The 24,637-nt window shown below is 69.2% G+C and carries 24 protein-coding genes; 13 read left to right on the top strand and 11 right to left on the bottom strand.

Annotation, left to right across the window (positions count from 1 at the left end):
* Positions 1–102: 102 nt before the first annotated feature.
* The 3 genes from D5S18_RS01530 to cofD form a co-directional block, all read right to left on the bottom strand.
* Positions 103–621, bottom strand: a complete 519-nt coding sequence (locus D5S18_RS01530) for an NUDIX hydrolase (RefSeq protein WP_120037131.1) — start codon at positions 619–621, stop codon at positions 103–105.
* Complete coding sequence (locus tag D5S18_RS01535) at positions 618–1,955, bottom strand: coenzyme F420-0:L-glutamate ligase (RefSeq protein ID WP_120037357.1); 1,338 nt, start codon at positions 1,953–1,955, stop codon at positions 618–620. The genes D5S18_RS01530 and D5S18_RS01535 overlap by 4 nt, the downstream gene beginning before the upstream one ends.
* A gap of 83 nt (positions 1,956–2,038) precedes the next feature.
* On the bottom strand, positions 2,039–3,037 hold the full coding sequence (cofD, locus tag D5S18_RS01540) for a 2-phospho-L-lactate transferase (RefSeq protein ID WP_239003462.1): 999 nt from the start codon (positions 3,035–3,037) through the stop codon (positions 2,039–2,041).
* 490 nt (positions 3,038–3,527) lie between these two features.
* On the opposite strand from cofD, the gene D5S18_RS01545 reads away from it, so the two are divergent.
* The 6 genes from D5S18_RS01545 (at position 3,528) to manA (ending at position 8,992) form a co-directional block, all read left to right on the top strand.
* The gene (locus D5S18_RS01545; protein WP_120037135.1) at positions 3,528–3,761 is read left to right on the top strand and encodes a WhiB family transcriptional regulator; all 234 of its coding nucleotides are present in this window, start codon (positions 3,528–3,530) and stop codon (positions 3,759–3,761) included.
* A gap of 64 nt (positions 3,762–3,825) precedes the next feature.
* On the top strand, positions 3,826–4,305 hold the full coding sequence (locus D5S18_RS01550) for a metallopeptidase family protein (protein ID WP_203236530.1): 480 nt from the start codon (positions 3,826–3,828) through the stop codon (positions 4,303–4,305).
* Positions 4,306–4,513: 208 nt separating this feature from the next.
* Positions 4,514–4,903, top strand: a complete 390-nt coding sequence (locus D5S18_RS01555) for a DUF3499 domain-containing protein (protein ID WP_439651069.1) — start codon at positions 4,514–4,516, stop codon at positions 4,901–4,903.
* Between the two features lie 141 nt (positions 4,904–5,044).
* Positions 5,045–6,421 carry a phosphomannomutase/phosphoglucomutase gene (locus D5S18_RS01560; RefSeq protein WP_120037139.1) on the top strand — a complete coding sequence of 459 codons (1,377 nt, stop codon included), beginning with the start codon at positions 5,045–5,047 and terminating at the stop codon, positions 6,419–6,421.
* Positions 6,422–6,581: 160 nt separating this feature from the next.
* Complete coding sequence (locus tag D5S18_RS01565) at positions 6,582–7,769, top strand: tobH protein (protein WP_120037141.1); 1,188 nt, start codon at positions 6,582–6,584, stop codon at positions 7,767–7,769.
* Entirely contained in the window at positions 7,769–8,992 is a 1,224-nt protein-coding gene (gene manA, locus D5S18_RS01570) for a mannose-6-phosphate isomerase, class I (RefSeq protein ID WP_120037143.1), read from the top strand. Before D5S18_RS01565 ends, manA begins: the two co-directional genes overlap by 1 nt.
* Here the strand turns inward: manA and D5S18_RS01575 are convergent.
* Together D5S18_RS01575 and D5S18_RS01580 are read right to left on the bottom strand one after the other, a co-directional pair.
* On the bottom strand, positions 8,985–10,445 hold the full coding sequence (locus tag D5S18_RS01575) for a phytoene desaturase family protein (RefSeq protein ID WP_120037145.1): 1,461 nt from the start codon (positions 10,443–10,445) through the stop codon (positions 8,985–8,987). The two genes, manA and D5S18_RS01575, sit on opposite strands and share 8 nt — an antisense overlap.
* 193 nt (positions 10,446–10,638) lie before the next feature.
* Entirely contained in the window at positions 10,639–11,982 is a 1,344-nt protein-coding gene (locus D5S18_RS01580; RefSeq protein ID WP_120037147.1) for a cation:dicarboxylate symporter family transporter, read from the bottom strand.
* A gap of 125 nt (positions 11,983–12,107) precedes the next feature.
* Here D5S18_RS01580 and D5S18_RS01585 point away from each other — a divergent pair, with 125 nt between their 5' ends.
* The 4 genes from D5S18_RS01585 (at position 12,108) to D5S18_RS01600 (ending at position 15,319) form a co-directional block, all read left to right on the top strand.
* A complete protein-coding gene (locus tag D5S18_RS01585) occupies positions 12,108–13,658 on the top strand; it encodes a sensor histidine kinase (protein WP_120037149.1) in 1,551 nt (516 codons plus the stop codon).
* The gene (locus D5S18_RS01590) at positions 13,655–14,365 is read left to right on the top strand and encodes a response regulator (protein ID WP_120037152.1); all 711 of its coding nucleotides are present in this window, start codon (positions 13,655–13,657) and stop codon (positions 14,363–14,365) included. Before D5S18_RS01585 ends, D5S18_RS01590 begins: the two co-directional genes overlap by 4 nt.
* A 61-nt stretch (positions 14,366–14,426) precedes the next feature.
* Positions 14,427–14,747, top strand: a complete 321-nt coding sequence (locus tag D5S18_RS01595; RefSeq protein ID WP_147403810.1) for an antitoxin VbhA family protein — start codon at positions 14,427–14,429, stop codon at positions 14,745–14,747.
* Positions 14,744–15,319, top strand: a complete 576-nt coding sequence (locus D5S18_RS01600) for a Fic/DOC family protein (RefSeq protein WP_120037156.1) — start codon at positions 14,744–14,746, stop codon at positions 15,317–15,319. Before D5S18_RS01595 ends, D5S18_RS01600 begins: the two co-directional genes overlap by 4 nt.
* A gap of 7 nt (positions 15,320–15,326) precedes the next feature.
* Here the strand turns inward: D5S18_RS01600 and D5S18_RS01605 are convergent, their stop codons facing one another.
* The 3 genes from D5S18_RS01605 to D5S18_RS01615 form a co-directional block, all read right to left on the bottom strand.
* Positions 15,327–16,628: a cytochrome P450 gene (locus D5S18_RS01605; protein ID WP_120037158.1), complete on the bottom strand. Its 1,302-nt coding sequence runs from the start codon at positions 16,626–16,628 to the stop codon at positions 15,327–15,329.
* Positions 16,629–16,706: 78 nt separating this feature from the next.
* Positions 16,707–17,426, bottom strand: coding sequence for a TIGR03089 family protein (locus D5S18_RS01610; protein ID WP_120037160.1), 720 nt, complete (start codon positions 17,424–17,426; stop codon positions 16,707–16,709).
* Positions 17,427–17,446: 20 nt separating this feature from the next.
* Complete coding sequence (locus tag D5S18_RS01615; RefSeq protein WP_439651066.1) at positions 17,447–18,940, bottom strand: LCP family protein; 1,494 nt, start codon at positions 18,938–18,940, stop codon at positions 17,447–17,449.
* 154 nt (positions 18,941–19,094) lie between these two features.
* Between D5S18_RS01615 and rfbD the strand changes: the two genes are divergently transcribed.
* The 3 genes from rfbD to manB all read left to right on the top strand — a co-directional run bounded on the left by rfbD (position 19,095) and on the right by manB (position 22,041).
* On the top strand, positions 19,095–19,973 hold the full coding sequence (gene rfbD, locus D5S18_RS01620; protein ID WP_439651070.1) for a dTDP-4-dehydrorhamnose reductase: 879 nt from the start codon (positions 19,095–19,097) through the stop codon (positions 19,971–19,973).
* Between the two features lie 11 nt (positions 19,974–19,984).
* Complete coding sequence (locus D5S18_RS01625) at positions 19,985–20,872, top strand: glycosyltransferase family 2 protein (RefSeq protein ID WP_239003463.1); 888 nt, start codon at positions 19,985–19,987, stop codon at positions 20,870–20,872.
* A gap of 89 nt (positions 20,873–20,961) precedes the next feature.
* The gene (gene manB, locus D5S18_RS01630) at positions 20,962–22,041 is read left to right on the top strand and encodes a mannose-1-phosphate guanylyltransferase (RefSeq protein ID WP_120037164.1); all 1,080 of its coding nucleotides are present in this window, start codon (positions 20,962–20,964) and stop codon (positions 22,039–22,041) included.
* Positions 22,042–22,113: 72 nt separating this feature from the next.
* Here the strand turns inward: manB and D5S18_RS01635 are convergent, their stop codons facing one another.
* The 3 genes from D5S18_RS01635 to D5S18_RS01645 all read right to left on the bottom strand — a co-directional run bounded on the left by D5S18_RS01635 (position 22,114) and on the right by D5S18_RS01645 (position 24,608).
* Positions 22,114–23,688, bottom strand: coding sequence for a carboxylesterase/lipase family protein (locus tag D5S18_RS01635; RefSeq protein ID WP_120037166.1), 1,575 nt, complete (start codon positions 23,686–23,688; stop codon positions 22,114–22,116).
* Positions 23,689–23,913: 225 nt separating this feature from the next.
* Positions 23,914–24,207, bottom strand: a complete 294-nt coding sequence (locus D5S18_RS01640; RefSeq protein WP_120037363.1) for an Rdx family protein — start codon at positions 24,205–24,207, stop codon at positions 23,914–23,916.
* An 11-nt stretch (positions 24,208–24,218) separates the two neighbouring features.
* On the bottom strand, positions 24,219–24,608 hold the full coding sequence (locus tag D5S18_RS01645) for a YchJ family protein (protein WP_439651067.1): 390 nt from the start codon (positions 24,606–24,608) through the stop codon (positions 24,219–24,221).
* Positions 24,609–24,637: the final 29 nt, after the last annotated feature.

Consider the following 24,637-nt stretch of genomic DNA (forward strand, 5'->3'; position numbering starts at 1 on the left):
CGATTTTGTAAAGCACAGTTTGGATAATCAAGATCAAGAAAGCGGGCACCCGATGGATGCCCGCTTCCCATAGCCATGATCAACCGCTGCTCAGCGACTACCTCAGAGCAGCATCACCTCCGCGTCGCGCGGTAGCGCCGACACCGGCCACCAGCGCAGATCATCGGATTCCGCGCTGCGCACCGGCACCGCGCCCTGCGGCGCGCGCAACCGGAACAGCAGATCGAGGTGGCGGGTCGGCAGACCCAGCGAGCACGTGATCTCATGCGCCTGCGCCCCGTACAGTCCCGGCGTCAACTCCAGATCCGCGATTCCGGACTCCTCCACGGCCTCGCGCAGCGCCGCCCCCGGCACCGATTCGTCGGACTCCTCGCAGTGCCCGCCCAACTGGATCCACCGACCCACCCTCGGATGCAGGGTGAGCAGCACCTCGCTCGCGTCGTGGGAGAAGACCACGGCCGAGGCGGTGATATGGCCGGGGACCGATTCGCGCAGGCAGCCGCGCGGGGACGCGGCCAGGAAGGCCAGCAGCGCATTGCGCAGCGAGCGATCGGCGTGCGCCGCCGGACGCCAGGTCTGCAACAGGTCGGTGGCGGAGCGGTGCAGTGACTCCGCGCTCACAACTCGACCAGGCCGAAACCGGGTTCGGGCGCCGGACGCGGCGCCAGTTCCTCGCGCGGATGACCGACGGCGATGGCCCCCAGCGGCTGCCAGTCCGGCTCGAGCCCGAGCACATCCCTGGTGACCTCCGGCGCGAAGATCGTCGACCCGATCCAACAACTGCCGATCCCCTCGGTGGCCAGCGCCACCAGCAGACCCTGCACGGCCGCGCCCACCGCGACGGTGAACATGGTGCGCTCGGCGGCGCGCCTGCGCTCGTCGGGATAGTCGTGCGCGCCGTCGGGCACCAGGAACGGGATGATCATCTCCGGCGCGTCGAAAAGGATGCGGCCGCGCGCGATTCGGCGATCGACACTGTCCGGGGTGCGACCGTCGGCGGTGAGGTCGACACGCCACCGCTCGGCCATCGACTCCAGCAGTCGGGTGCGCAGCGCGGCATCGCGCACCCAGACGAAACGGACCGGGCGGGTGTGATGCGGTGCGGGCGCGGTGAGCGCCACCGCGACGGCGGACCGGATCCGCTCGGGATCGACCGGCGTATCGGCGAATTCGCGAATCGAGCGGCGCAGCAGCACCGCCTCGCGGCGACCCTTGTCGATGGATTCGGCGGTGCCGAGCCAGAACAGGTCGTCCGAGCCGCGGCGGATGAGGTCCGCGGCCGAGGAACCGTCGTCGTCGATGGGCAAGCCGCGCACCACCGCGACCGGCACCCCGCCGAGTTTGCCCTTCACCAGGTCGGCGGCGGCGGCCAACTCGTCGGCGATGGCGACCAGCGTCACGTGAAGTTCATTGCCCTGCTTGTCGATCGCGCCGTTGTAGTCGTGCAGCACCCGCAGGCCCGAGGATCCGATGGCGGCATCGATCTGGCCGCTGCGCCAGGCCCGGCCCATGGTGTCGGTGATGACGACCGCGACATTCACCCCGAGGCGTTCGGCCAGCGCGGACCGCAGCGCCTTGGCGCTGGCATCGGGATCGGTGGGCAGCAGCACCAGTTCGCCGCGCTCGACATTGGACCCGTCCACCCCGGAGGCGGCCTGCACGATGCCGAGGCGGTTCTCGGTGATGAGGGTGCGGCCCTTGCGGGCCAGCACCCGCACCGCCTCCTGGTCGACCAGTTTCCGGCGCGCGGTGTCGCGCTGCTCGGGATCGGTTGGCGCGGTGACGATTCGGTCCTCGACCTTGGCCACGATCTTGCTGGTGACCACCAGCACGTCGCCGTCCTCGAGCCAGGGTGCGCAGGCGGCCAGGTGCGCGGCCAGATCGTCGCCGGGCCGGAATTCCGGTAGGCCGTTGATCGGGATGATGCGCAGTTCGGCGGCGGCGTGATCGGGCAGGACTGTCTTTCGAGTCTGCTCGGGCGTGGTTGCCCCGGACAGAGTTGCCTCGGGCAGTGCGGTCGTCTCCGATGGTGCGGACGTCACGGGTTCACTCCTGCCAATTCCAGTGCCTCGCGGGCCATTTCGGCGGTCGTCTTCGGATCTGTCATGAGCAGCGGCACACTGCGCACCTCGACACCGGGCACCTCGGCGGTATCGGTGCTGTGCACCAGCCAACCATCGAGGATGCCGGTGTCGGCGCGCGCGCCATAGTAGCGGCCGACCGCTTCGGCCGAGGTCTCGACACCGATGACCGACAGACATTCATCGGCCATGCCGCGCAACGGCTTTCCGTCGATGACCGGTGAGAGGCCGATCACCTTGGCCTCGGTGGTGCGCAGCGCGCCGCGAATACCCGGTACCGCGAGGATCGCGCCGATGCTGACAACGGGGTTGGAGGGGGCCAGTAGCACCGCGTCGGCGGCGGCTATGATATCGGTCACATTTGGGCCGGGTTTGGCTTGTTCGGCGCCGATTGTGGCGAATCCATGGGTCTCGATGGCCGCGCGGTAGCGAACCCACCACTCCTGAAAATGGATCGCTTTACGTTCGCCAGGGTTCTCGGGGTCGGTCACGACAACATGCGTTTCGCATCGATCATCGGTTGCCGGGAGCAGTTTCACGCCCGGCTGCCACCTGTTGCACAGCGCCTCGGTAACCGCGCTCAGCGGATACCCGGCGCGCAGCATTTCGCTGCGAATCAGATGGGTGGCCATATCACGGTCGCCCAATCCGAACCAATCCGGTTGCGCGTGATAGTTGGCCAGTTCCTCTTTGGCGTGCCAACTCTCCGCGACCCGACCCCAGCCGCGCTCGGTATCGATTCCACCGCCGAGGGTGTACATGCAGGTATCGAGGTCGGGGCAGATGCGAAGGCCGTGCATCCAGATGTCGTCGCCGACATTGACCACGGCGGAGATATCGGCCTGCGGCAGCAGTTCTCGTACACCCTGCAGGAAACGCGCGCCGCCCACTCCGCCGACCAGAACGGCGATCCGGGGGGCGCGGGCCTGGGTCGAGCCCGCGTGTTGTCCACTCACATCCGCACAGCCTATGCGGTGGTCCCGACGGCGCGATTCCTCCCTATATTTGCTGGTCATTTGCCATATGCCGATTCAAGATCGACTCGGAATGCGGTCGCGGATAGTAACGGAATAGCTTCATCGGCTTGACCAGCGACACGTCCGGCGTGTCTAATCACAGTCATGTCATTCCGGGTTCGCGCGAGAGTCCAAGGCGCGGACGGTATTTCGAACAGGTGTTCGCAACCGGGTGATGTGCTCGGGGATGTCCGCGGGACTACGTCGCGGGGTAGTGCCGTCGGTGTGCGTGTTGGTCCGACGGAAATAATCATTCTGCGCTAACACACAGTGAGGAGGCGGAGCGATGGCCCATGAGCTGGTCTCGCCGACCGATTCCACCGCAGGCGCAGCACGTGGCGTCTGTGCAGACAACGACCGAACGGAACGAGAGGGGGGTGGCGAGTCCGCGACACCCCGGCTCAGCCTGGTCGTCACGGGCTTCGACGAGATGTTCGAGTCCATCGAGGAGCAGTGGCAGGAGCGCGCCCTGTGCGCGCAGACCGATCCCGAGGCGTTCTTCCCGGAGAAGGGCGGTTCCACGCGCGAGGCCAAGCGCATCTGCCTTGGCTGCGAGGTGCGCGACGAATGCCTGGAGTACGCGCTGGCCCACGATGAGCGCTTCGGTATCTGGGGCGGTCTGTCCGAGCGCGAACGCCGCCGCCTCAAGCGCGGCATCAGCTAGTCGATCTCGCCGCGGACCCGCCCTGGATGCGCGCCGCCGGGGCGGGCCGGCCTAAGTTCGTCATATGGCTCGTTCACGGAAGCGTCGTCCGCCGACCGCCCGGTCGGTGATCCGGCGCGGGCGCGGGGTGCGCGGTCCGATGCTGCCGCCCACCGTGCCCGCCTGGCGCACCAGGGGCCAGAAGTTCGACCGGCTGGTGCTCGAGGCATTCGCCCCGCTGGACACCCGCTGGCACGACCGACTCACCAAACTCGATATCGCCGTCGATGACGTGCCGAAAATTCGTCCGCTGCACCCGGATTCGGTCACCTGGCCGGATGAGGTGGTGGCCGACGGACCGGTGCCGCTGTCACGGCTGATTCCGGCGGGGGTCGATCGACACGGCGCGGCCACCAGGGCGCGGGTGGTCCTGTTCCGCAAACCGTTGGAGTTGCGGGCCAGCGACCCCGACGATCTGGTTGACCTACTGCGCGAGGTGCTCGTCCAACAGGTCGCCACCTACCTCGGCGTCGATCCGGATGTCATCGACCCGGAATCCGACTGATCCCCGCCGAAACAAACCGGTCGGTCCGGGAAATCGTCGGCGCGCCAACCGAATTCACGCCCGAGAGCAAAGCCGCAGGCCACGCGCCCGCACACCCCGCGCGACACGCCCGACCGGTGGGCGAGCGCGGCAAGTCGCGGCACCGGCGATGAGCGTGTCCTGTCCCCATACGGTCGCTAGGGGGGTTACTCTCATCGGCGTGATCCCCATGCGTCGTTGCTGCCGACCCGGCTGCAAGAATCCGGCCGTCGCGACGCTCACCTACGTGTACTCGGATTCGACCGCGGTGGTGGGCCCCCTCGCCACGGTCGCCGAACCCCATTCGTGGGATCTATGCGAAACCCACGCTTCCAGGATCACCGCCCCCAAGGGGTGGGATATGGTCCGCCACGAGGGCGGGTTCTCCTCCAGCACACCCGATGACGACGACCTGACCGCATTGGCCGAGGCCGTTCGCGAGGCCGGATTCCGCCGCCGCCCCCCCGAACCGGAGCGCCCGCAGCGCGGCTACACCGCCGGATATCCGCCGCCCGCCCAGCGTGCGCCCCGCACCGGACGCCGCGGCCACCTACGGGTGCTGCCCGATCCGCCCGGTTGAGCAGGCCCCGCCGCGCCGAAGTCGAATTCCCTTGCCGCCGAAGGCAAGAGCCGATGGATGATAGCCGATCCGCCGAAACCCTCCCCCGGCGCGGGGTGCGCGGAATTCGTCTGCGCGCCCGCGCCCACTAGTCTGTCTGCCATGACAGTCGCCCGCTCTGCCGAATTCGTGAACGCGGTGATCAAGGCCTACGACGTCCGTGGCGTGGTCGGCGAACAGATCGACGGTGACTTCGTCCGGGATGTGGGTGCGTCCTTCGCGCGGCTCATGCGCGGCGAGGGCGCGCACCGCGTGGTCATCGGGCACGATATGCGGGAATCCTCCCCCGCGCTGGCCGCCGCCTTCGCCGAGGGCGTGCGCGCGCAAGGACTCGACGTGGTCCATATCGGCCTGGCGTCCACCGATCAGCTCTACTTCGCCTCGGGCAGTTTGAGCTGTCCCGGCGCGATGTTCACCGCCAGCCACAATCCGGCCCGCTACAACGGCATCAAGCTGTGCCGGGCCAACGCCCTGCCGGTCGGGCAGGACACGGGCCTGACCGAGATCCGCGCCGAGTTGGTGGCGGGCGTGCCCGAGTACGCGGGTCCGCGCGGCACCGAGTCCACCGTCGACCTGCTGCCCGATTACGCGCGATTCCTGCACGAACTGGTGCCGCTGGACAAGATCCGCCCCCTCACCGTCGCCGTCGACGCGGGCAATGGCATGGGCGGCTACACCGTCCCCGCCGTACTGGGCACGCTGTCCAAGCTGACAGTCGTCCCACTGTATTTCGAGCTCGACGGCTCGTTCCCGAATCACGAGGCCAATCCGCTGGACCCGAAGAACCTGGTCGACCTGCAGCGGCTGGTGGTGGAGTCGGGGGCCGATATCGGTCTGGCCTTCGACGGCGACGCGGACCGCTGCTTCGTGGTGGACGAGAAGGGCGCTCCGGTCTCCCCGTCGGCGGTCACCGCGCTGGTGGCCGAGCGCGAACTCGCCAAGGAGCCCGGCGCGACCATCATCCACAACCTGATCACCTCGCGCGCGGTGCCGCAGCTGGTGGCCGAACTGGGCGGCACCGCCGTGCGCACCAGGGTCGGGCATTCGTTCATCAAGCAGGAGATGGCCACCACGGGCGCGGTCTTCGGCGGCGAGCACTCCGCGCACTACTACTTCCGCGCCTTCTGGGGTGCGGATTCGGGCATGCTCGCCGCGCTGCACGTGCTGGCCGCGCTCGGCGAGCGGGACAGGTCCATGTCGGAGCTGGCCGCCACCTACGGCCGCTTCGCGAGCTCCGGTGAGATCAACTCCACGGTCGCCGACGCGGCGGGCCGCACCGCCGCGGTCCTCGACGCCTTCGCCGATCGGGCCGCCTCGGTGGACCGACTCGACGGGGTGACGGTGCACCTGCCCGAGGACGCCTGGTTCAACCTGCGCGCCTCGAATACCGAACCGCTGCTTCGCCTCAACGTCGAAGCCAGGACGTCCGCCGATGTAGACGCACTCGTGACCGAGATTCTGAGCATCGTGCGCTCCTGACTGGAATAGTGGAATCACAGACATTGGATTCGCTCGATTCCGGCCCGGTGCGGACAACGGCACGGCGGCTCGACGATCGGGTGCCGAGGCGGGGACGGCGCGCAACCACGCGAGCTACCGCGAATCGGACACAGCGCGATGAGGGGAGGTGGGACACCCGATGATCGCTGGAACGCCGGTGCTCGACCTTGACGACGCCGTATCGCTGGAGGCCGCCGATTCCGGTGGCGCCCTGCGCTCTGCCGCCTCGGGCGGCGCTCAGGTCAGGGCCACCGCGGCGGCGGTCGGGGAGGACGCGCTCGCTCGCCTCGCCGGCCTGCGCCCGCGCAGTGTGGTGTTGATCTGCGGATCCGGTCGGGCCGCCCGCGCGGCGGCCCTGCTGGTGGCCGCGCTCGGCGAGCACACCGGACTGCCGCTGGTCCCGTCGGTGGCACTGCCGCCGTGGGTCGGCGCGCTGGACGTGGTGCTGGTCTGCGGGGACGACGCAGGCGACCCGCGCCTCATCGATGCCGTGGACCGCGCGCTGCGCCGCGGCGCGGAGGTGGTGGTGGCCGCCCCGCACGAGGGGCCGCTGCGGGCCGCCGCGGCCGGTCGGGCGGCGCTGCTGGAGCCCAGAGTCCCGGTGGCCGACCACAATCGGCTGCTGCGCTTCCTCGCGGCCGGGATCGCGGTGCTCGCCGCGGTCGACCCGGCCAGGTCGGGCGCGGTCCTGCCGGACCTGACCGAATTGGCCGATGTGCTCGACGCCGAGGCCATGCGCGACGGACCGCACAACGAGGTCTTCCACAATCCGGCCAAAACACTGGCGGCCCGCATGCAGCGGCGCGCCCTGGTGCTGTCCGGCGATTCCCCCGCCAGCACCGTCCTGGCCGAACACGGCGCGGAGGTGCTGCTCGCGGCGGCGGGCAAGCCTGCGGGCGCCGTGGGTTTGGCCGAGGCGGTCGCCGCGCACCCGCGCATGATCGAGGCGGCGGGCGAATCCGCGCCCGGCTTCGACCCGATGTTCCACGACGAGCAACTCGACGGTCCGGCCCCGGTGGAACGGCTGCGGGTGTTCGTGCTCAGCACCGATCCGGATCGAGTGGCCGCGCGGCGCAGGCTGGCCGTATTCGGCGGCGGCGGTTCGACTCCGGTCGACGCGGACCTGGTCGGCGCGGAGGTGGACCTGCTGCACACCGAACTGGCCGACCCCAATGCCCCTGCCCCGCAGGCGCCACCGCGACGCGGCGGCGAGGTGGAGCAATTGGCGGTGCTGGCGCTGCGGCTGGAAATGGCGGCAGCCTACCTGCGTTTGATCGGCGCGCGCGCGACGGCGGATACCGGCGAATTCGACGGAGGTCGCTACTAGTGCGCGAACTGGTTGGCGCACTGCGCAATTACGCATGGGGTTCGCGCACCGCCCTGGCCCGGCTCCGCGGCAACGCGGTGCCATCGGCCCATCCGGAGGCCGAGCTGTGGTTCGGCGCGCATCCGGCCGATCCGGCGCGGGTGCGGGGCGCGGGCGGCGAATGTTCGCTGCTGGATCTGGTGGCCGAGGATCCGGATCGCGAACTCGGCGCGGCCGCCCCCGAATTCGGCGGCAAACTGCCGTTCCTGCTGAAGGTCCTCGCGGCCGAGGAACCACTGTCGCTGCAGGCGCATCCCAGCGCGGCACAGGCGTTGGACGGCTACGCCCGCGAGGATCGCGCGCGGGTTCCGGTGGATTCGCCGCTGCGCAACTACCGCGACGAGAACCACAAGCCGGAACTGGTGGTGGCGCTGGACAGGTTCGAGGCGCTGGCCGGTTTCCGGGACCCGCTGCGCACCGTCGAACTGTTGCGCGCGCTCGCCGTGCCCGGTCTCGCCTCGTACGCGGATCTGCTCGCGGCGGCACCGGATTCCTCCGGGCTGCGCACCCTGTTCACCACCTGGATCACCCTGCCGCAGCAGGCGCTGGCCCAACTGCTGCCCGCCGTGCTCGACGGCTGTGTGCGCTACCTGTCCGGCAAGGGCAAGCGCGCCTTCGCCGCCGAGGCGCGCACCGCGCTGGAACTGGCCGAGGCGTATCCGGGCGACGCGGGGGTGCTGGCCGCGCTGCTGCTCAACCGGATCACGCTGGAACCGGGCCAGGGCCTCTACCTCGCCGCCGGGAATCTGCACGCCTACCTGCGCGGCGTCGGTGTGGAGATCATGGCCAACTCCGACAATGTGCTGCGCGGCGGCCTCACTCCCAAACATGTCGATGTGCCGGAGTTGCTGCGGGTCCTGGATTTCGAACCGATCGACGTGCCTTTCGTCCTGCCCGAGCCCGCGGGCGACGGTTCGGTCCGCTATCGCACGCCCGCACCGGAATTCGAGCTGCGCCGCTTCGACCTCACCGCCGGATCCGGGCAGGTGCCGCTCACCTCGGCCGGACCGGGCATCGTGCTGTGCACGGCCGGGCGGGTGCGGCTGCTGCAGGACGACGCGGAACTCACCGTGGAACGCGGCGGCGCCGCGTGGATCTCGGCCGCCGACAGCGATATTCGCGCCCAGGCACGCGATGGTGGCGCGCAACTGTTCAGCGCCAGCGTCGGCGGCAACGCTAGCTAGCCTGCGAGGCGAGCAGTCTGAGCGGATCCGCGCGAATGCCGAAGCGGTCGCGCAGGACGTGGCGGGCGGCGTGCAGGCCGCTCATACCGTGCACGCCGGGACCGGGTGGGGTGGCGGCCGAGCACAGGTAGACACCGGGTAGCGGTGTGGCGTAAGGATTCCAGCGCGGGGCGGGGCGGAAGACCAACTGGCGCAGGGTCATCGCGCCCGCCGAGATATCGCCGCCGACGTAGTTGGCATTGTGGGCGGGCAGGTCGGCGGCGGTGTAGACGTGGTGCGCCAGAATCAGGTCGCGGAAACCCGGTGCGAAGCGCTCGATTTGGGCGATGACATCGGCGCTCACATCGCGGGACGAGCCATTGGGCACGTGGGTGTAGGCGTAGAGGGTGTGGCCACCGGCAGGGGCGCGACTGTCGTCGACGACGCCCGGCTGAATGGCCAGGACGTAGGGTCGCTGCGCATGTCGCCCCGCCGCGACAGCGCGTTCGGCGGCCATGGCTTCGGCGCGGGTGCCCACCAAGTGCAGGGTGCCCGCCAGCTCGCAGCCCTCGGCCTGCCACGGCACCGGACCGGACAGTGCGAAATCCACCTTGCAGGCCGCGCCGCCGTAGTGGAATCGGCGCAGCCGCCCGGCATATCGCGCGGGCAGCCGCGCACCCGCGATGCGCAGCAGGTCGGCGGGGGCGGTATCCAGGACGATGGCGCGGGCGGGCGCCAACTCGTCCAGCGTGTTCACCCGATGCCCGGTGTGCACCCGACCGCCGAGCCGTTCGAGTTCCGCGCGCAACGCGTCCGCGATGGCCTGGCTGCCGCCGCGCGGAATGACCCAGCCGCCCGCGTGCGCGAGGGTGCCGAGCAGCAGGCCCGCGCCCGCGGCGGGTAGGGCGCGCGGCGGGGTGATGGCGTGCGTGGCGACACCGGTCAGCAGGGCGGGGGCGATCTCGTCGCGGAATCGGTTGTTCCACAGCGGAGTTCCCTGCTCGAGAACGCGCAGGCCGAAACGGACCGCCGTGAGCGGGTCGGACGGGACCCGCCGCAGATCCGACATCGCCGCGGCCACCACCTCCGGCCAGTGCCGCACCAGCGGGCCGAACAGCGTTCGCCACGCGGGACCGTCAGGGCCGAGACCCGCGACGGTGCGGTCCAGATCGCGCCACGCCAACCCGGCCCGACCGCCGTCGAGGGGATGCGCGTAGGAGACCTGCGGTGCGAGCAGTTCCACCCCGTGCGCGGCCAAGTCGAAGGCGCGAAAGACCGGTGACGCCAGCGCCATTGGGTGCGCGCCCGCGCAGATGTCGTGCCGGTAGCCGGGCAGGGTGAGTTCGGTGGTGCGCGATCCGCCCCCTGCGACATCCTGTGCCTCGAATACCTCGACCGAGAGCCCGGCCCGCGCCAGGATCACCGCGGCCACCAGACCATTGGGGCCGGAGCCGACCACCGCAACATCGCGCATGCCTCCACGCTACCGATGAATTCCGCACGGCCTGCCCGTCAACAGAGCTGCAGGCGTCACATCGAAAAAGTGATCCGTCATGGCGCCCCGGAGAAGTGGGCCGCGTGAACCGCGAAGGGCTCGCGCGGTACGCGAGCCCCTCGGCCCGAGCCTGCGCGTCCCAGTCGCGCGGGCTCGGGTAGTGAAACAGGTCCTATTTTGCCGGCGCGGGTTCCGACGCGCCCGCCGGGGTCGCGTGCTCGTCCACCATGGTGGCTTCGTCGAACGGGATCTCCCGGTCCAGCACCGCGCGCGCCCGGTCCACATCCAGGGTGCGGGTCCAGGTGCCGATGAGCAGCGTGGCCACCGAATTGCCCGCGAAATTGGTCAGCGCCCGCGCCTCGGACATGAAGCGATCGATGCCGACGATAAGACCGACACCGTCGAGCAGATCCGGCCGGTGACTCTGCAATCCACCCGCCAGCGTCGCCAGACCCGCGCCGGTCACCCCGGCCGCGCCCTTCGAGGCCACGATCATGAACACCAGCAACCCGACCTGCTCGCCCAGGTTCAGCGGTTTGCCCATGGCCTCCGCGATGAACAGCGAGGCCATGGTCAGGTAGATGGCCGTACCGTCCAGGTTGAACGAGTACCCGGTCGGCACCACGACACCCACGGTGCTGCGATCGACACCCAGATGATCCATCTTCGCGATCAGCCGGGGCAGCGCCGACTCCGAGGACGAGGTGGCCACGATCAGCAGGAATTCACGCGCCAGATACCGCACCAGCTTGAACACCGACACCCGCGACACCGCCCACAGCAGCGAACCGAGCACACCGAAGACGAAGATCAGACAGGTCAGATAGAACGCGACCATGAGCATGGCCAGTTTGACCACGGCATCCAGGCCGGTCTTGGCCACCACATTCGCCATCGCGCCGAACGCGCCGATCGGTGCCAGCCACAGGATCATCACCAGGATCCGGAAGACCACCTTCTGGATGGCCGCCACCCCGCGCACCAGCGGTTCGCCGGCCGACCCCATCGCCTGCAGCGCGAATCCGACGAGCAGCGCCACGAACAGCGCCTGCAGCACGCTGCCCGCCGTCAGCGCCGACACCAGCGAAGTGGGGATGATGCTCTGCAGGAAATCCCAGGTGCCGCCCGCGCTGTGCGCGGTCTTGGCGTACTCCGCGCCCGCCTTCGCGGTCTTGGCGATATTCATGCCCGTACCGGGATGCAGCAGATTGCCCACCACGAGCCCGATACCGAGCGCGACGGTCGACATGATCATGAAGTAGCCGATCGCCAACCCGCCGACCTTGCCGACGGTGGCCGCTTTCCGAATGGACCCGATGCCGAGCACAATCGTGCAGAAGATGACCGGGGCGATCATCATCTTGATCAGGTTGACGAACATGGTGCCCAGCGGGGCCACCGCCGCACCGAATCCCGGTGCCAGCCAACCGACCAGCACACCCGCGACAACCGCGACAATGACGGCCAAATACAGCCAATGGGTGCGGTCGCGCCGCTTGGTTTGGGTCGTATCCATATCGGGTTGGTCATCCTCACGCCTGGTACCGAATCAGGCGCGATACACCTGACCATGCAGAATGGTGGCCGCGAAGGTGACAGCGGTCACGGTTTCGTTCATTACGTTCAGCCGGAAGGGCATCGATGAGACATGGGCGGTTATCGCTGGCCGCACAGACCTTCCTGCTGCAACTGGTGGTGCTCGCACTTGTCGTGATCGCGGGGGTAGGGCTCGCGGTTGTGGAAGAACGACACAACCGCGACGAAGCCACCCGCCAGCAGGTGACCGCGGTGGCGGTGAGCCTGGCGCAGGCGCCGTCCACCGTCGCCGCGCTGGACACACCCGATCCGAGCCCGCGACTGCAACCGGTCACCGAGCGGATCCGCCACGCGACCGGACTGGATTTCATCGTGGTGATGGCCCCGGACCGGACCCGATACACCCACACCAATCCCGCGCTGATCGGGGCGCTGTTCAGCGGCAATATCGACCGGGCGCTGGACGGAGCGACCTTCACCGAGCTGTATCCCGGCTCGCTGGGACCCTCGATTCGGGCAGTCACCCCGATCCGCGACGGCGACCGGATCATCGGATTGGTCGCGGCGGGCGTCACCCGCGCCAAGATCGGCGACCAGGTCGGCGCGCAGTTGCCGCTGATCCTCGGCGTCAGCGCCATCGCACTGGTGCTCGCCGCGCTCGGCTCCCTGCTGCTCAGTCGCCGATTGCGCAGGCAGACCCGCGGCTTGGCCCCGGACGAGCTGCGCACGATGTACGAGCACCACGACGCGGTGCTGCACTCCATGCACGAGGGGCTGCTGGTCTTCGAACCCGGCGGGACGCGCGCACGGGTCGTCAACGACGAGGCGCGGCGGCTGCTGGACCTGTCCGCGGGCACGGTCGATCGAGTCGACCTGCCGGTGTCGTTGCAGCGGATGGGCGCCGGGCTGGTGCGCGACGAGATGCACGTCACCGATTCGCGCATCCTGCTGGTCAACCAGGACACGGTGGCCTGGGGCGGACGCGACACGGGCAGCGTGCTGACCATTCGCGACCACACCGAATTGCGGGAGGTGCTCGGCGAACTCGATTCGGTGCGCGGTTTCGCCGAATCGCTGCGCGCGCAGGCCCACGAATCGGCCAACCGCCTGCACACCGTGGTCACCATGGTCGAGTTGGGCCGCTACCGGGAGGCCGTCGACTTCGCCACCGCCGAACTGCGACTCTCGCAGGCACTCATCGACCGGTTGCTGACCTCGGTCGGCGATCCGGCGCTCGCCGCGTTGCTGCTCGGCAAGGTGAATCAGGCGGGTGAGCGCGGTATCGAATTGACCATCACCGCGGACACCGCGCTCGATTCGACCGCGCCGCTCTCGGCGCACGAGGCGGTGACGCTGGTCGGCAACCTGATCGACAACGCGTTGGATGCGACCGGGGGCGGTCCGGTGAGCTGGGTCGAGGTGACGGTGCGCCATGATGATTCGATGCTTTTCGTGCGAGTCGCCGACAGTGGTCCCGGTATGTCGGGCGAGACCTTCGCCCGCGCCGCCGAGCGCGGCTACTCCACCAAGGTCGACCATCAGGGACTGGGTCTGGCCCTGGTGCATCGGGTGGTGTCCCGATACGGCGGCGAGATCGGCACCGACGAATATCCGGAGAGCGCGGTGACCGTGCGGATCCCACGGGTGGACCGATGATCCGGGTGCTGATCGTCGAGGACGAACCGCTGATCGCCGAGGCGCATCGCGCCTATGTGGATCGGATCCCCGGATTCGTGCCGGTCGCCGTGGCCCATACCGGCCGCGAGGCGATGCGGGTGACCGCCGATGCCGCCGCGGCGGACGCGCCGATCGATCTGGTGCTCATGGATATCGGGCTGCCCGATGCCAGCGGGCTGGATGTGGCGGCCGCCATGAACGGGTTGGCGCCGCGCCCCGATGTCATCGCCATCACCTCCGCGCGGGATCTGGCGCTGGTGCGCACCGCGGTCTCCTACGGCATCGTCCTCTACCTGCTCAAACCCTTCACTTTCGCCGCCTTCCGCGACAAGTTGGACCGCTACCGAGAATTCCGCGCCGCCCTCCCCGCGGGCGAGGCCGCCCTCTCCCAACACGACATAGATCGCGCCCTGGGCGCACTGCGCACCACCGACCCCCGAGCCGCCGCCCCGAAGGGCATCGCCCCGCAAACCCTCGAGGAGATCTCCCGCGCCGTGCGCGCCGCCCCCGACGGCGTCACCGCCGCCGACACCGCCGCCACCGTGGGCGTCTCCCGCATCACCGCCTGGCGCTACTTGGAAAAGCTCGCCGAGGACAACCTCGTCACCCGCCGCTCCGACTACGGCCGAGCCGGCCGCCCCAAAACCCGCTACATCTGGCGCGCGGGCCTCGCTAAATCCCCGTGAGATCAGACTGGCGCGAAGTCACATGAGAGCGTTTGTGTACACATTTGCGTACACTTAAATCATGGTGATGATCGAAACACTGTCTGTGCGCGAGGCTCGAGAGCAACTATCGGGGATGCTCGAGCGGTTTCGTCGTGGCGACCGGACACCGGTCGGAGTCGGATCGCACCGCAAGACCGAGGCCGTGATGGTACCGCTGGCAGTCTTCGAGGAGCTCACCGCCGAACGAACCAGGGCGCTGACCTCGGCCACGGGATCGTTGCGCGCCGAAGGTCTCGAAGCCGGCCCGGAGGCCGAGGACATCTTCGACCGGTGGGCGCGCGGTGAGATCACCACCGCTCAAATGCGGCAACTCATTCGAGACCGCCACGGCGTGGAATGACCACAGACCCATACGTCGACCCCCAATCGGGTGTCTTGCGCAATCGGCTGCGCATCACCGAACCCGCACGGCTGCGCCGAGCCGAAGCGGAGTTGACCTTGGCCGCCCTCGTCGACCTGGAGACCAGGATTCTGCCCGGCGGGTACGACCTGGATCACCAGTGCGCCTTTCACCGGGAAATCTTCGGCGAGGTCTACCCGTGGGCCGGTGAAGTCCGAGTTGTCGGTATCGCCCGAACAGATCCGTTCTGTCTGCCGCAGCACATCACCGGCTATGCCAGAGACGTCTTCGATCGACTCGCCAAGGAACAACACCTGCGCGGCATGAAACAGCCCGAGTTCACCGACCGTTTGGCCTACTACTTTGCCGAGGTCAATGCGGTCCATCCCTTCCGCGAAGGCAACGGCCGGACTCAGCGGGCCTTCTTCCGCCAGCTCGCCGCCGAGGCGGGTTGGCGGCTCGACTGGTCCGCGCTCGATGCCACTCGGAACACGCATGCGTCGATGGCGTCGCTACGCGGCGACAACCAACCTCTTCGGGACCTGCTCCGGTCGCTCGTGCGGCCCGGGTGAGCGCGCGTCAGGCGGCGGCGGGGGTGTGGGTGGGTTGGCCGAGGTGGACGGGCATTTGGGAGTAGCCGTGGAGGGTGAAGAGGGGGCGGGGGCGGGGTGGGGAGGTAAGGCGGAGGTCGGGATAGCGGGTGAACAGGGCGCGCAGGGCGTAGGCGCCTTCCATGCGGGCCAGGCTGGCGCCGAGGCAGACGTGGATGCCGGAGCTGAAAGTCAGGTGGTCCTTGGCGTTTCGGCGGGTGATGTCGAAGGTGGCGGGTTCGGGGAAGACATTCGGATCGCGGTTCGCGCCCGCCAGTGAGACGACGATGGATTCGCCCGCCTTGATGCGGACGTCCGCAAGGTCGATATCGGTGAGCGCGGTGCGGGCGGTGGTCTGGACCGGGGGGTCGATGCGCAGGATCTCCTCGACGGCATTGGGCCACAGGTCGGGTTCGGCGCGCAGCCGGGCCAATTGGTCCGGGTGGGCCAGCAATTGGACGACGCCGTTGCCGATGAGATTGACCGTGGTCTCGAAGCCTGCGCCGATGATGAGGCTGGCATTGGCCTTCAATGCGAGATCGTCGAGTTCGCCGCCGCGGACCATCGCGCTGAAGATATCGTCGCCGGGTTCGCGACGCAGGCGCGCGATATGGGCCTCGAGGTATTCGTCCATCATTTCCATGGCCGCCATGGCGCGTCGATAGGACGACCAGGAGACACCGACATCGAGCAGCGGGGTCGTGGTGTCGCCCCAGTCCAGGAACATGTCCTGGTCGGCGTCGGGCAGTCCGAGCATGCCGGAGATGATGGCGATGGGCAGCCGCGAGGAGAAGGCCCGGACCAGATCGACGGATCCGTCGGCGGGCAGCGAATCGAGCAGGTCTCGGGTGACGGTCTCGACCCGGTCCCGCAGTTTGGCGATGGCGCGCGGGGTGAAGGCCGAGGTCACCGGTTTGCGCATGGCCGTGTGGTCCGGCGGGTTGATCACCAGCATGGATGGCGGTTCGACCGGCATGGGCGGCAGCGGGAAGCGGGCGGCGAAGCGCGCCAACGGCCGGGGCGGTTCGTAGGTTCCGATGGTGCGCACGCCGAATCGGTTGTCCCGCAGGATCGAACGGATCAGTTCGTGATCGCAGGACACCCAGGATATCGGGGTGCGCACCACCCGGCCCCGCGCGCGCAATTGCTCGACGAGCGGGTACGGGTCGGCGAATCCGCGCGGCCCGCCCATCAGTTCGGCGAAGACCTCGCCGCGCCGGGCCGCCGCGCGCAGCAGGCACCTCGGCACGCCCTGTGCAGGCAACCATCGGAACAAGTACTGCGGCTTCATATTTCACCACCGTACGGATTTCCGGCGAACCGGGGAACCTGCCCTGGTCGGAGCGCGGGGCAATACCCTGGTAGGAGCTCAGAGCCGCGCGGTGACCCGCTCGGTCTCCGCGCGCCGCGCCTGTAGCGCCGGATCGGGATTGGCGACCTGCACCAGCGAGGCGCCCGCCGCGAGTACGGCGACGAACCCGTCGATCAGTTCCTCGGCGGTATCCCACGGCCTGCTCGACAGCACCCGGTCGCTCAAGGAGATCCCTTGCCGCAGCGCGGATTTGCGTGCCCGCGCCAATACATCGGCGACGGGATGACCGTCGAGTGCGACGCCCGCGCCCGCGGGCAGGAATTGGTCGCCGTGCACGCGCACCGAGGTGGCGAAATCGGTGATGCCGATCGGCAGGTCCGGCACGGGCGCGCCGAGCGGGTCCAGCGAGAGGGCCGCGACCTCGGCGATGCCGTTGGTGTCGGCAATCCGCTGCGGGGTGGTCAACGCCAGGTCGGCGTCGGGGTCGGCGTGCAGCACCACCTCGGTCCCGGCCCACCAGCAGCCGAGCAGCACCGCGGCGGTCTGCCAGTGCGGGGGTAGCAGCACCGCGACCCTGGCTCCGGTGCCGATGCCGAATTCGTCGCGAATCAGGTTGGCTGTCTTGGCCGCCCAGTTGGCCAGGGTCAGACCGGACAGTTCGATGCGCGCGCCGGTGGCGTCGTCGTAGTAGGTGACGCGCGGCCCGGTGGGGTCGCGGGCCAGGATCGGGTCGAGTACGGCTTCGGTCAGGGTGTGGGTCGAATGGTCGTCGCGCATCGTCTATTTCACGCACTTCGCTAGTTCACGCATTTCGGTCCGTTCTGGCCTGCGTCGATCGGTGGGGCGGGCGGTACGGGCACGGCGCCGGAGGTGGATGTGCCGGAGAAATCGAACATGCCGCCCGCGGCCGAGCCCGGCCCAGAATAGTCGCCCGCCAGGACGACGCTCACCGTGTCCGGTCCCAAACCGGCGTCGCCGACGACGGTGAGTCCACCGAGCGCCTTGGCCACGGTCTTGCCTTTCGGATTCGCCGTGTCGGCGACGAGCACCCGGCTGGCGGTCACGGCCGGGCCGGTGTAGTTGCCGACCTGACCGGTGTGGAATCCCTTGCCCGCCAATGCCTGTGCCACCTGTGCGGCGAGTCCGCCGACGGATCCGGCATTGCGGACGTCGACGGTGATCGTGGCCGGGTCCACCGCCGCGGCGGTCTCGGCGGACCTGTCCCCCACCAGGGAGGCCACATACGATTTGATGGCTTTCGGATCGACCCGGACCACGGATTCGCCCGATGCGGTCTCACCGTTGAGATCGGTGACCGGCACGGTCTCGAATCTCACTTTGCCGCCGGCCAGATCCTTGAGTTGCTGGAGGAAGGCGATGACATCCCAGTCGTCGTCGAGGACGATGGTGCGGCCGACCGCGTCGCTGAGCTGTTTGAGCCGGACCGGGTTGGCGAGGGTCTTCCCGCTGAGCATCTGGTGCACCAGTTGAGCCATGTAGACCTGTTGGCGCACGATCCGGTCCAGGTCGCCGCGCGGCAGGTCGTGGCGCTGACGCACGAAGCTCAACGCCTGCGGGCCATCCAGCCGCTGGGGGCCTGCGGGAAAGTCCGCGCCGGACATCCATTCGTCGACCCGATTGTTGAGGCAGACATCGACACCGCCGACGGCGTCGGTCAGCAGCACGAAACCGAGCAGACCGACCTCGGCGTAGTGGTCGACGGTGATCCCGGTCAGGTTGGCGACGGTCTTGACCAGCGCTTGCCGACCCGCGAGGGTGGCGCGCTTATCGGCCTCGGCCGGGTCGATGCCCTGTTTGACGAGTTCGAGGCGCTTGTTCTCCTTGGTCGCGCCGTAGGCCGAGTTGATCTTGCCCATCCCCAGACCCGGAATGTCGACGTAGGAGTCGCGCGGGATGGAGATGGCCGTGGCCGAGCGCCCGTCATTGGGCACGCGGATGAGCACGATGGTGTCGGTATTGGTGCCGACCTCGTCGCCTGCGTGCAACATGGCGCGCTCGGCCAGGGTGAGCGGGTTGCCGTGGGCGTCGGTGCGGCTGTCCACGCCGACGAGCAGGATGTCGACCGCGCCGTCACCGCCGCCGCCGAGGCCGAGGTTGCCGATGCGTTCGATTCCGGAGATGAGGCTGTCGACGCCGTACCAGGAGGCCCCGGTGAGCAGCAGGACGAGCGCGGCGGCGACCGCGAGCGCGGTCTGCCTGCGACTCAGCCGGGGGCGGGCGCCGCCCGCAGGCGCGGACAGCGCCGAATATCTGCTGCGCTGCGGAACCACCCCGTATCCTCTCGACGAACTCCGCCGGAACCAACGAACATCGCCCTCGCGCGTCCGACGAACCGCCGCTCGGTGACCCCCGTCTACCGGTTCTCCCAGGCTAGCCAACGCGACCCCGCCCGGACCTGAACCGCAGGTGCCACGGCGTGCCAGACTGGCGGCCGTGATCGAGAAGACCTCCCCGGCCCGCCTCGTCGTCACTGGCGCGGGCGGCCAAGTCGGCCAGGAATTGCTGCGCCGCGCCGAGACCGCTGCCCTGCCCGAGCCGGTGGCCTTGCACCGCGCCGAACTCGATATCACCGATCCCGCTGCCGTGCACGCCGTCCTGAAGCCGGGCGACACGGTGCTCAATTGCGCCGCGTTCACCGCCGTGGATCGGGCCGAATCCGATCCGGAGTCCGCGTTCGCGGTCAATGCGACCGGTGCGGCCGTGCTGGCCGCCGCGTGTGCGCGGGTGGGCGCGCGGCTCATCCATCTCTCCACCGACTACGTCTTTCCCGGCACCAGCGACCGCCCGTATGAACCCGATGACCCGACCGGTCCGGCCACCGTGTACGGCCGATCCAAGCTGGAGGGCGAGCGGGCGGTGCTCGACCTCGCCCCCGACGCCACCGTGGTCCGCACGTCCTGGGTGTATGCCTGGTCGGGCTCCGGATTCGTGGACACCATGCTGCGGTTGGAACGCGAACGCGACACCCTGCGGGTGGTCAACGACCAACTCGGCTCGCCCACCTACGCCGCCGATCTGGCGGCCGCCCTGCTCGAGCTCGCGGCCCGTCCTGCGGGACCACGCGTCCTGCACGCCACCAACGCGGGCGAGACCACCTGGTACGACCTGGCCCGCACCATCTTCGCGGAGGTCGGCGCGGATCCGGCGCGGGTGCTGCCCTGCGATTCGGCGGCCTATCCGAGTCCGGCGCGGCGGCCCGCCTACTCGGTGCTGTCCGGTCGCTGCTGGCGCGCGGCCGGGCTGACGCCGCTGCGGCCCTGGCGGGAGGCACTGCGCGCGGCATTGGCCCGCCGATCCCACTAAGCTAGCCGGTCGTGAACCCCGATTCCGCGGCCGACGGTGGCCTGGTCGTCGTGACCGTGACCTACTCCCCAGGTGAGCACCTGGACCACTTCCTCACCTCCCTCGTCGCGGCTACCGATGAGAAGCCGCAGGTGATCCTGGCCGACAATGGCTCGGTCGACGGCGCGCCGGAAGCCGCAGCCGAGGCCAACTCCCATGTGCGGTTGCTGCGCACCGGCGGCAATATCGGCTATGGCGGTGCGATCAATCGCGCGGTCGCCGAGATCGATCCCGAGGTGGAGTTCGTCGTCATCGCCAATCCGGATATCCGCTGGGCGGAGGGTTCGATCGATAAGCTGGTCGCCGCCGCCAGGCGCTGGCCGAGGGCGGGCGCACTCGGCCCGATGGTGCGCGAGCCGGATGGCAGCGTCTACCCTTCGGCCCGCTCGGTGCCCGGTCTGCTCGACGGCGCGGGCCACGCCCTGCTCGGCACCGTCTGGCCGGGCAATCCGTGGACGCTGCGCTACCGCCAGGACAACGAGCGGATCGCCGAGCGCGCGGTCGGCTGGTTGTCGGGTTCGTGTCTGTTGGTGCGCCGCAGCGCCTTCGATGCCATCGACGGTTTCGATTCGCGCTACTTCATGTACATGGAGGATGTGGATTTCGGCGACCGGATGGGCCGGGCGGGCTGGCACAACGTCTTCGTGCCCGATGCCGAGGTGACCCACGCGCGCGGTCACGCGGCCTCCCGCAATCCGGAGGTTATGCTGCCCGCGCATCATGCCAGCGCGTACCGTTTCCAGGCAGATAGGCATCCGCATTGGTGGCAGGCACCGCTGCGGCTGGCACTGCGCATCGGTCTGGCCCTGCGCGCACGCATCGCCGTTCGATCCGCCCTGCGGGAGCAGGCGCGAGGGTAGACGGCAACCGCGCCCCGCTGGGGCGGCGGTTTCGGTGAGGACGCACGATCGCGCGTCCATGGACAACTCCACCTGAACAGGGGATCCCTATGGCAGGAAACGCAGGCACCGACGCGGTCATTCTGGTCGGCGGCCAGGGCACGCGGCTGCGACCGTTGACGCTCTCGGCGCCCAAGCCGATGCTGCCCACGGCTGGGCTGCCGTTCCTGACCCATCTGCTGGCCCGTATCGCCGCGGCGGGCATCAGCCACGTGGTGCTCGGCACCTCCTACAAGGCCGAGATCTTCGCGGAGCATTTCGGCGACGGCGCCGAGTTGGGGCTGGAGTTGGAGTACGTCACCGAGACCACCCCGATGGGGACCGGCGGCGGTATTCGCAATGTGCTGCCCCGACTGCGCGCGGACAATGTGCTGGTCTTCAATGGCGATGTGCTCGGCGGCACCGATCTGGGCGCGGTGTTGCAGACGCATGCCGACACCGCCGCCGATGTCACGCTGCACCTGGTCCGGGTGAGCGATCCGCGCGCCTACGGCTGTGTGCCGACCGATGCGAACGGTCGCGTCACGGCCTTCCTCGAGAAAACCCCGGATCCGCCGACCGATCAGATCAACGCGGGCTGCTATGTCTTCCGCCGCGAGTACATCGAGAAGATCCCGGCGGGCCGCCCGGTTTCGGTGGAGCACGAGGTGTTTCCGGCGCTGCTCACCGAGGGCGCGCGGGTGCAGGGCCATGTGGATACGGCCTATTGGCGGGATATGGGCACGCCGGAGGATTTCGTGCGCGGTTCGGCGGATCTGGTGCGCGGGATCGCGCCCTCGCCCGCGCTGCAGGGTCAGCGGGGCGAATCGCTGGTGCATCCGGGGGCGGGGATCGCGCCGGGCGCGCTGCTCATCGGCGGCACCTGTGTGGGGCGCGGGGCCGAGGTCGGCGCGGGCGCGCGCCTGGACAGCACCGTCGTCTTCGATGGCGCGCATATCGAGGCCGGTGCGGTGGTGGAGCGTTCGATCATCGGATTCGGGGCCAGGATCGGGCCGCGGGCGCTGGTGCGCGACGCGGTGATCGGTGACGGCGCGCAGATCGGCGCACGCTGCGAATTGCTGCGCGGGGCGCGGATCTGGCCGGGAGTGGATATTCCCGATGGCGGTATCCGCTTCTCCACCGACGTGTGAAGCGGCCGGTATCAACACGATTCGAGTCCCCGCCGTGGCGGGGACTCGAATCGTCTTGCCGGGAACTCGAACTCAGCTGAAGCCTACCGCTCGCTCGCCCCACGCGATGTGCATTTCGTGATCCGGATCGTCGACGATTCGGTCGACGGTATCGATGAGCAGGGTGCTGCGCGTCTCGACGCGGTAGGGCGGCCAATGTTTCGAGCCGTCGAGGGCGGCGGGCACGCCGTGGGCGGCGAAGGCCAGCCAGCGCCGCATCATGCGCCCGGAGATCTCGGTCGCCGGTTTGCGGCCGCCGAGCCAGAAGGTGGGGTCGTGGTTGAGCGTGCCGAAGTTGCCGAATACGTAAGGTAATTCGGTCGCGTGCCCGGCCCCGACCAGTGCGGCGCGCAGCATCGGCGTCGCGTGATCGAAGCGGTACATCCAGGTGGGCGAGTGCTGCGCGTGCGCGTCGGCCACCCAGATCGCGGGCATCCGGAAGGCCGCGTCGGTCGACATGGCCAGCGCGCCACGGGTTTTCGCGAGATCCGGATAGGCGGAGCTGATCTCGGCGATCCGTTCGGGCGGCAGGTCGGGATGGTTGGCCTGGATATCGCGCAGCATCATGGTCACCGCCTCCGGGGTCACCGGCATGATCGGCGAGCGGAGCAGCCGGAACAGCGAGGCCTCGTCCCGGTTGGTGCCGATGATCAGCGGGACCCGGTGCGAGCGACCATTCTGGAAGCGCTCGATCGGGTAGGTGGGCACCAGGTCGCCGTCGACCACCGGAGCGGCGGCCAGGCGACCCGGCTCGCGCGCGGGGATCTCGTCGAGCAGGATGCCCGCCGCGCCGACGATTCGGTCGATGGGGCAGGTGAGTAGGTCCTCGGCCCGCTGCGCGGGCAACTCCATCAGCTCCAGGAAGCGCTGCGCCACGCCTGCGGCCCGCTCTGGTCCGAAAACCGTGGTGGCGGGCGGGCTTTGCGCGATGGCCCGGTGAAAGAGCCCGGCGGCGTGCGGTGAGGTGAGCAGGGTGGTGACGCAGCCGCCGCCCGAGGATTCGCCGAACAGGGTGACATTGCCGGGGTCGCCACCGAACGCGGCGATATTGTCGCGCACCCAGGACAGTGCGGCGATTTGATCGCGCAGGCCCAGATTGGGGGTGAAGTCCGCGCCCAGGGAGGACAGATCGAGGAAGCCGAGCGCGCCGAGTCGATAGTTGACCGTGACCACCACGACCTCGCCCGCCTCGGCCAGCGCGCGCCCGTCGTAGATGCCCTGCGCGGCGGTGCCCAGGCAGTAGGCCCCGCCGTGCAGCCACACCAGCACCGGGCGTGGTTCGCCGTCGGCGGGCGCTTCGGGTGACCAGATATTGAGCCACAGGCAGTCCTCGCCCATGCGCAGCGCCGAATCGAGCGGCACCATCGCGCCCATGGTCTGCGGGGCGATCTGCCCGAATTCGAGGCAGTCGCGAATGCCATCCCATTCGGCGGGCGGCTCCGGCGGACGGAACCGCAGTGGTCCGGCGGGCGGGGCGGCGTAGGGGATGCTGCGCCAGACGGCGACCTTTCCCTCCCATGCGCCGCGGACCCTGCCGTATTTGGTGCGAACGACCGGCGCGACCGCGCGCGCCTCCCAACCCGGATCGATCTCGACCTGCGCACTCATTACCGCAACCCTCCTACCGGAGATCGTCCGTTGGCTGCAGATTAGCTAGTTCGGGCTGAGGCCACCGGCGATCCGTGCTTCGAGGGTACGTCGGGCCGTGCCGACCGGTCAGCTCGACCGACCGAATTGATCATGACCGGTGACGCTGAGCGGATGCCGGATCCGGGGCCGTCGGTCCGGAATTCCGGGTGAGAGCAGGGGGTCGTCGCGGGTGATTCCCAGTGGTCAATCGTCCGATTGGGCGGCGCCCGCGCGCTCGGAGTGGCCGAGATCACGCCCCGGCGCGACCAGATCCCGCACCCGCCGCTTGAGCAGCGCGATATCGGGAAAGCCGCCGTCCGCCTTGCGTTCCCACACCTGGGCGCCGTCGACGGTGATCCGGAACACCCCGCCGGTGCCGGGAAGCAGCGCGACCTCGCCGAGGTCGGTGCCGAAGGTGCTCAGCAACTCCTGCGCCATCCAGCTCGCGCGCAGCAGCCACCGGCACTGGGTGCAGTATTCGATCGCGACGCGGGACACGGCGGTCAACGCTACCCGCCCAGCTTTCCATCGAGGTAGACCCACGCACCGCTCTCTTTGCCGAAGCTGCTGGTCTCGTGCAGCGTGTCGCGGCCGCTTGCCGTCCGGTAGTGGGCGCGGAACTCGACAATGCCGGTGTCGTCGAAGGGGCCGCCGCGCTCGGTGCGCACGATCTCCAGGAACAGCCAGCGCAACTCGGGATCGAAATCGACCTCGGCGGGTCTGGTGCTCGAATGCCAGGTGCGGCGCAGGTATTCGGCGTCAAGCACGGCGAAAGCCGTGTAGCGCGACCGCATCAGCGCCTCGGCGGTGGGCGCGGACCGTGCACCCGACAGCAGCGGTCCGCAGCAGTCCGCGAATTTCTCACCGCGTCCGCACGGACATGGCCGATCGACATTCACCAGGCACCGACTCCTTCCCGCGGCCGATC

Source organism: Nocardia panacis (genome assembly GCF_003598715.1).
GTDB classification, from domain to species: domain Bacteria; phylum Actinomycetota; class Actinomycetes; order Mycobacteriales; family Mycobacteriaceae; genus Nocardia; species Nocardia panacis.